7 protein-coding genes are annotated in these 6718 nt (G+C 69.5%); 3 read left to right on the top strand and 4 right to left on the bottom strand.

Annotated features, from left to right (window positions below; translation table 11 throughout):
- Positions 1 to 13 precede the first annotated feature (13 nt).
- Positions 14 to 1552 (bottom strand): DHA2 family efflux MFS transporter permease subunit, encoded by a 1539-nt coding sequence (locus H3O04_RS10040; RefSeq protein WP_023477258.1) that lies wholly within the window; start codon positions 1550 to 1552, stop codon positions 14 to 16.
- A gap of 134 nt (positions 1553 to 1686) precedes the next feature.
- Between H3O04_RS10040 and H3O04_RS10045 the strand changes: the two genes are divergently transcribed.
- Entirely contained in the window at positions 1687 to 2127 is a 441-nt protein-coding gene (locus H3O04_RS10045; protein ID WP_202587604.1) for a MarR family winged helix-turn-helix transcriptional regulator, read from the top strand.
- A gap of 117 nt (positions 2128 to 2244) precedes the next feature.
- Here the strand turns inward: H3O04_RS10045 and H3O04_RS10050 are convergent, their stop codons facing one another.
- Positions 2245 to 2742, bottom strand: coding sequence for a DUF2938 domain-containing protein (locus H3O04_RS10050; RefSeq protein ID WP_202587605.1), 498 nt, complete (start codon positions 2740 to 2742; stop codon positions 2245 to 2247).
- A gap of 140 nt (positions 2743 to 2882) precedes the next feature.
- On the opposite strand from H3O04_RS10050, the gene H3O04_RS10055 reads away from it, so the two are divergent.
- Positions 2883 to 3308, top strand: a complete 426-nt coding sequence (locus tag H3O04_RS10055) for a helix-turn-helix domain-containing protein (RefSeq protein WP_011547934.1) — start codon at positions 2883 to 2885, stop codon at positions 3306 to 3308.
- 148 nt (positions 3309 to 3456) lie between these two features.
- Here the strand turns inward: H3O04_RS10055 and H3O04_RS10060 are convergent, their stop codons facing one another.
- The gene (locus tag H3O04_RS10060; protein WP_023477261.1) at positions 3457 to 4338 is read right to left on the bottom strand and encodes a helix-hairpin-helix domain-containing protein; all 882 of its coding nucleotides are present in this window, start codon (positions 4336 to 4338) and stop codon (positions 3457 to 3459) included.
- 179 nt (positions 4339 to 4517) lie between these two features.
- Entirely contained in the window at positions 4518 to 6062 is a 1545-nt protein-coding gene (locus H3O04_RS10065; protein WP_077179660.1) for a sigma-70 family RNA polymerase sigma factor, read from the bottom strand.
- A 297-nt stretch (positions 6063 to 6359) separates the two neighbouring features.
- Here H3O04_RS10065 and H3O04_RS10070 point away from each other — a divergent pair.
- On the top strand, positions 6360 to 6718 hold a 359-nt coding region (locus H3O04_RS10070; protein WP_202587606.1), incomplete at its 3' end, for a hypothetical protein.

The following is a 6718-nucleotide window of genomic DNA, read 5'->3' on the forward strand; positions in this document are numbered from 1 at the left end:
GCATGCGTGCCCGTCAATCCAGCGCCGCATGCGCGACGTCGACGCTCGCCGTCTTCTGCGGCGGGCGGATCAGCAGCAACAGCGGGATCATCAGCAGCGTCGCGACGAACATCAGCTTGAAATCGTTCAGGTACGCGATCATCGCGGCCTGCTGGTTGATCGTGCGGTCGAGCAGCGCGAGGTCGACACGGCTGCCGGCCAGCGCCTGCACGGCCGGGTCGAACGGCGTGATGTGGGTCGCGAGGTCGGCATGCGCGACCTGCGTGTTGCGCGTCATCAGCGTCTGCACGATCGAGATGCCGATACTGCTGCCGATGTTGCGCATCAGGCTGTAGGTGGCCGTGCCGTCCGCGCGCAGCTCGGGCGGCAGCGTCGAGAACGACAGCGCGCTCAGCGGCACGAACACGAGCCCGAGGCCGAAGCCCTGGATCACGCCGGGCCATACGATGTCCGCTTCGGACAGCACGATCGTGTACTGCATCATCTGCCACAGCGCGAGCGCGGAAATCGCCAGCCCGGCGAGCAGCAGCATCCGCGCATCCACGTATTTCAGCAGCCTCCCGACGAACAGCATCGCGATCATCGTGCCGGCGCCGCTCGGCGCGGTGACGAGGCCCGTCGTCGCGACCGGGTAGCCCATCAGGTTCTGCAGCATCGGCGGCAGCAGCGCGCGAGTGGCATACAGCACCGCGCCGACCACGAAGATGAACAGCGTGCCCGTCGCGAAATTCGGATCGCGCAGCAATTCCGACTTGAAGAACGATGCCTTGCCGACGGTCGCCGTGTGTGCGAGGAAGAACGCGAAGCTCAGGGCCGCGACGAGCGCCTCGATGCGGATCTCGTACGAACCGAACCAGTCGAGCTGCTCGCCGCGATCGAGCATCGCCTGGAACGCGCCGATCGCGAGCGCGAGCGTCGCGAAGCCGAACGCGTCGAATTTCACGTGCGGACGCGGCGCGCGTGCCGGCAGGAAGGTCATCACGCCGGCGAGCGCGAACGCGCCGATCGGCACGTTGATGAAGAACACCCAGCGCCAGTTGTAGCTGTCGGTGAGCCAGCCGCCGAGCGTCGGGCCGAGAATGGGGCCGACCATCACGCCCATTCCCCAGATCGCCATTGCCTGGCCCTGTTTCTCGCGCGGATTGATGTCGAGCAGGATCGATTGCGACAGCGGCACCAGCGCGGCGCCGAACACGCCCTGCAGCAGCCGCGCGCCGACGATCTGCACGAGCGTCTCGGACAGCCCGCACAGCGCCGACGCGACCGTGAAGCCCGCGATCGACACGATCAGCAGCCGCTTCACGCTGAGCCGGTCGGACAGCCAGCCGGTGAGCGGCGTCGCGATCGCCGCGGCGACGATGTAGGAGGTCAGCACCCACGTGATTTCGTCCTGCGACGCGGACAGCGTGCCCTGCATGTGCGGCAGCGCGACGTTCGCGATCGTGCTGTCGAGGGTCTGGATCAGCGTCGCGAGCATGATCGACAGGGTCAGCATCGGCCGGTTCAGGGCGGGCGAGGCGGGAGTATCGGCGGCGTCGGCGGCGGGGTTCAAGCGGTGTCTCCGTGGGGCGGCCGCCGTGGTCGGCGATCCGGTATGGCGTGAATTATAAGCATGCTTATTATATAGCCGCTTATCGCCGGGTCGCGAGCCACGGGCCGGTTCCGGCTTGACCCTATAATCGCCGCATGGACAAGACCTACGAGAACCGGATCGGTTACCTGATCGCCGACGTGGCCCGCCTCAATGGACGCCTGTTCGACCGGCGCGCGAAGCGCATCGGGCTGACGCGGGCGCAAAGCCGCGTGCTCGCGTACCTGACGTGGAAGGGCGAGATGAACCAGGCGCGGCTCGCCGAATGGCTCGAGATCACGCCGATCTCGCTCACGCGGCTGCTCGACCGGATGGAAAGCTATGGCTGGATTGGACGCATCGCGAACGACGACGATCGCCGCGCGTTCGTAATCCGGCTGACCGACAAGTCGCGCGAGATCTTTCCGCAGATGCTGGAGGTGGGCGATACCGTCGCCGACGACGGGCTGCGCGGCTTCACGCCCGACGAGCGCGATACGCTGGTGCGGCTGCTCGGGCGAGTGCGCCGCAACCTGATCGACTGTGGCGGCGAGTGACGCGGGCGTCCGGCCGGGTGCACCGGGCAACGGGAAGGCGTCGTGAATCCCGGCCCCCGTACGAGCACGATGAAGGCGCGCCGCAAGAAGGCGGCCGAGGAGATGCCGGCGCGCTGCTTAACGGGACAGCGCCGCCAGCATGTACGCCGCAAGATAGAGCCCCACCCCGTACGACAGATGCGTGACGAGGCTGCGCCGGCGCGCGACACCCGGCTGCGGCGTGCGCGACGCCGCGATGCCGAAGCCGAACGCCGGCTGCATCACGAAGAACGGCGCGACCACGCTCGCGAGCCCGGCGACGACTGCGGGAAGCGGCGTCGGCGCATCGATCCATGCCGGGCCGGCAATCAGCACGGGTAGTGCCGCGAACGCGATGCCGATCGCGTAATGCGCGACCCAGCCGAGCGCGCGTTCGCCGGGCACGGGTGCGGCGGCGACGATCGACGCATACCGGAACCGGCCGTGCATCATGTGGCCGAGCCAGCGGCCGACCAGCGCGTAGTCGAGCGACGGAATCCCGAACGCATGCCGCCGGAACAGCGTCCATAGGTCCATCAACAGCGTGGCGCCCGCGCCGATAAACAGCAGTTTGAGCAGGATGTCGGACGGGCTCATCGCACCCCTCCGCTGCGCGCGGTGATGGCGATGCGGCATGGCGGAATACGACGCGGGTTCAACGGTTTCATGGCGGTCCGGGCTTGTCTTCATGGAGTCGAGCGACTATCTTGCAACTTCAAGTTCACTTGAGGTCAAGCATGAGCCGACTGGACATTGCGGACGTGGCGCGGCGCACGGGGCTGCCCGCCTCGACGCTGCGCTACTACGAGGAAAAAGGGCTGATCGTTCCGATCGGCCGGCATGGGCTGCGGCGGCAATACGACGAGGCGGTGCTGGAGCGCCTGGCGTTGATCGCGCTCGGCCGCGAGGCCGGTTTCTCGCTCGACGACATCCTCGCGATGGTCGGCGCGGAGGGCCGGCCCGCGATCGATCGCGCGAAGCTCGACGGCAAGGCGGACGAGCTCGACCGCACGATCCGCCGTCTCGGCGCCGTGCGCGATGCGCTGCGGCATGCGGCCGTGTGCCCGGCGGCGAACCATCTCGAGTGCCCGTCGTTCCAGAAGCTGCTGCGTATTGCCGCGCATCGTCATCCGGCGCGCCGTGCGAAGGGGGAAGGGGCGTAGGCGGCGAGCCGGCGCGAAGCGGGCGGCGCGGTAGCGGGTCGACAGGAAGGCGGCGACGTGGCGATGTAGTCGGCTTGACGTGCCGGGTCGAGAAAAGGCGATGCCGTCAGTGGGGCTTTCGACGTCAACGAAGCCGCCTACGCCGGACTCACCCCGCGTAATACACGCGGCATTCCATCTCGCGCCCGCGCACGATCCGCTTGCCGACGAGCGCGCCGTACGTTTCGGTGAAGACGGTGCGCTGGTGCTCGCACTGCACGGCGTCGTAGAAGTAGAGCGAGACCCAGTCGGTCGGCCGGCCGGCTTCCGGCGTGCGCATGGCCGCATGCTGGCTCAGCGCCGTGAAATGCCAGCCGCCCTTGGTCATGTGCATCACCGGCGGCGGCACGTAGCCGTCCGCGTTCAGGCGCCGGTGCGCGAGTGTCGGCAGCACGCCCGCGGCCGCCTTGTTGCGGTACTGGCGATCGATGTAGAGCAGCAGCTCGACGGGCGGTTCCGTGCCGGGGCCGGCGCTTTGCATGTGGCCTTGCCAGCGCCGGCGGCGGCTCAGTACATCGTCGAGCGCGGCGCGGATGCCGGCCGCGCGCCGCGGGCCGACGCCCGCGATCATTTCGAGCTGGCCGTTGCGCGCCGCGCGTTCGAGCTCCTCCAGCGTGTCGATGTGCAGCGCGTCATGAATGCGCAGTGCGAGCGCGTGGCCGATGCCCGGCACCGCTTCGAATGCCGACGCGCGTTCCGCGTCACCGCGCAAGCGGTCGAGCTGGCGCCAGCGGCCCGTCACCAGCAGCTCGGCGATCGCCTGCGCGACGCCCGCGCCGATGTCGGGCAGCGCGCCGAGCGCCTCGACGCCGCCGGTGTCGAACACGCCGCGGATGTCGCGGTCGAGCGCGTCGACCGTATCGGCCGCGGCGCGGTATGCGGCCACCCGGTACGGGTTCGCGCCCTGGTCGACGAGCCACTGCGCGGCCTCGCGCAGGCAGGCCGCGACAGGCCGGTTTTCCTCGTACGTCTGGCTGACGGTCGACTGCATGGCAAGGGACCCGGAAAGCACAAACGGAATGGACGCGGCGAGCGGTGCGCCGGTCGGCTGTCAACCATTGTCGCGACGCGCGATGAAGAAAACTTGATGCGCGTCAATGGCAAACGTAACACAGGCGCGCGGCGCACGGTCGTGCCGGAAGGCACGACCGTGCGCGTTGCGCGATGCGCTTACGCGTCGAGAAACGACTGCGCGTTCTCGGCCTCGGCGGCCGTACGCAGCGCGGCGAGCGCCCGTTTCTCGATCTGCCGCACGCGCTCGCGCGACATCCCCGCATCCTGCGCGATCGCGTCGTAGGTGTCGGGCTCGGCGCCGCCGAGGCCGAACCGCCGGCGCAGCACGTCGGCCTCGGTCGGCGTGACCGACCGCAGCAGCGAGCGCACGCAGTCGCGCATGCGCGTGTCGGCCAGTTGCTCGAACGGGCTGGCCGATGCCTGGTCCTCGATCAGTTCCACGAGGCCGGTGTCCGCGTCCGGCAGCGGCGTATCGAGCGAGACCGGCTCGGCGGGCAGCGCGAGCACCGCGCGCAGCTTGTCTTCGGCGAGGCCGGTTTCAGCCGCGAGCTCGGCCGGCGTGGCGCGGCGGCCCGTGCGCTGGCGAAAGCGCAGTGCATGCCGCTGCACGCGCTGGTACTGATCGCCGACGTGCACCGGCACGCGGATCGTACGCGAGCGATCCGCGACCGCGCGTGCGATCGCCTGGCGAATCCACCAGGTCGCATAGGTCGAGAACTTGAACCCGCGCCGGTATTCGAATTTCTCGATCGCGCGCATCAGGCCGAGACAGCCGTCCTGCACGAGGTCGGACAGATCGACGCCGCGGTTCACGTACTTGCGCGCGATCGACAGCACGAGCCGCAGGTTCGCCTCTAGCATCGCACGCGTCGCGTCGCGCACTTTTTGCTGGCCGTCGCTCAACGCGGCTGCGAGTGCGCGCCGCGCGACCGCGTCGAAGCATGCGGCGTCAGCCGCCGACGGATCATCGGAGGCGGCCGCGAGCGCGCGCACGGTACGGCTTGCGTCGTCGACGGCCGGTGCGACCCAGGCGAGCGAACCGAGCAGGGCGGCCACGTGGTTGCGCGCGTCGCGGTAGTCGGCCGAACGGCTGCCATGCGCATGCAATGCATCGCGCAGCGCCGACACCGCTGCCTGCAGCGCATCGTAGCGGGCGGGCGCGGGCGTTTCGCCATCCTCTTCATCGGGCGATCCGGTTGTGCCTGTTGCGTCGGTTGCGCCCGTCGCGCGATGACGCTCGAGCAGTGCGTCGACCGCGGGCGGATAGCCGGCGATCGCATGCAGCACCTGATGACGGCCCGTCTCGATCTCGCGGGCGAGCACGATTTCGCCTTCGCGCGTGAGTAGCGGCACCGCATGCATGCGCCGCATGTAGAGCGCGAGCGGATCGGTCGACGCGCTGGTACCGCGCGCGAGGTCGCCGAGCATGGCCCGGCCTTCGTCGAGCGCGTCGCGATCGACCTCGACCGGCGCCGCGCCGGCAAACGGTGCAGGCACGGCCGGCTCGTCGAGTACCGCGATGCCGATGTCGGCCAGCGCGGCGCGCACGACGTCGAGCGCGTCGGGGCTGTCGCTTTCGGGCGGCAGCGCGTCGACGAGGTCGGCGTGCGTCAGATAACCCTGCTCGCCGGCGAGCGCCAGCAGCTGGATGATCGGATCGAGCGGTGTGTCCGCCCGGGGAGTGGGGCGTGGCGTAGTCATGTCGATGGCGGCGCGAGCCGCGTTCCTGTCTGGGCGGGCCGAAGCTCGCCGGTTTGCGGTTGCCGGTGGGTCGCGGACGCCCGTCCGCGCCGGTCAGCCCGACATCGTTCAAGTTGAGGGCATTTGCGCCAACTTCAACGCCGGCGCCGCGGACGGGCCAGCACGCGGCGTTCCTGCCCCGCCGTGCGGGGCAGGAAACAAAAAGTAACCGATCATACGCGCGGAAATCTGCAGGGGACGTAAGCTAGAGTCAGGCGCGCGCCCGGCGGCGACGCGCGGATTCTGCCGGAGTACGAGATGAACCCGATTTCCGCCGCGAGGCCCGCCGTCGTCGGGCTGGCCGCACTGATGCTTGGCGGCTGCTACTACACGAGCCCGTACGGTTATGCACCTTATTACGCGCCGGTGCCCGCCACGGTGACGCAGCGCGAGATTCCAGCCGCACCGACCGCGTCCGGTCCGGCGCCGTCGACCGTACCCCAGGCGCAGGTCGACGCCGGCCCGGCGGTGCCGGTGTATGTCGCCCCGGCCTACGTGCCGCCGCCGTACCCGTATTACTACCCGGCGTACTACTCCGGCTGGTACGGGCCGCCCGTGACGATCGGCTTCTGGGGCCGCTGGGGCGGCGGCGGATACTGGGGCGGCCCGTACCAGCC

The organism is Burkholderia sp. KCJ3K979, assembly GCF_016759955.1.
GTDB lineage: Bacteria > Pseudomonadota > Gammaproteobacteria > Burkholderiales > Burkholderiaceae > Burkholderia > Burkholderia orbicola.

Excerpts from the sequence above, each read along its gene's own strand:
- H3O04_RS10050 (WP_202587605.1), bottom strand. The coding sequence starts at position 2,742 with ATGAGCCCGTCCGACATCCTGCTCAAACTGCTGTTTATCGGCGCGGGC.
- H3O04_RS10055 (WP_011547934.1), top strand. The coding sequence starts at position 2,883 with ATGAGCCGACTGGACATTGCGGACGTGGCGCGGCGCACGGGGCTGCCC.
- H3O04_RS10065 (WP_077179660.1), bottom strand. The coding sequence starts at position 6,062 with ATGACTACGCCACGCCCCACTCCCCGGGCGGACACACCGCTCGATCCG.
- H3O04_RS10045 (WP_202587604.1), top strand. The coding sequence starts at position 1,687 with ATGGACAAGACCTACGAGAACCGGATCGGTTACCTGATCGCCGACGTG.
- H3O04_RS10060 (WP_023477261.1), bottom strand. The coding sequence starts at position 4,338 with ATGCAGTCGACCGTCAGCCAGACGTACGAGGAAAACCGGCCTGTCGCG.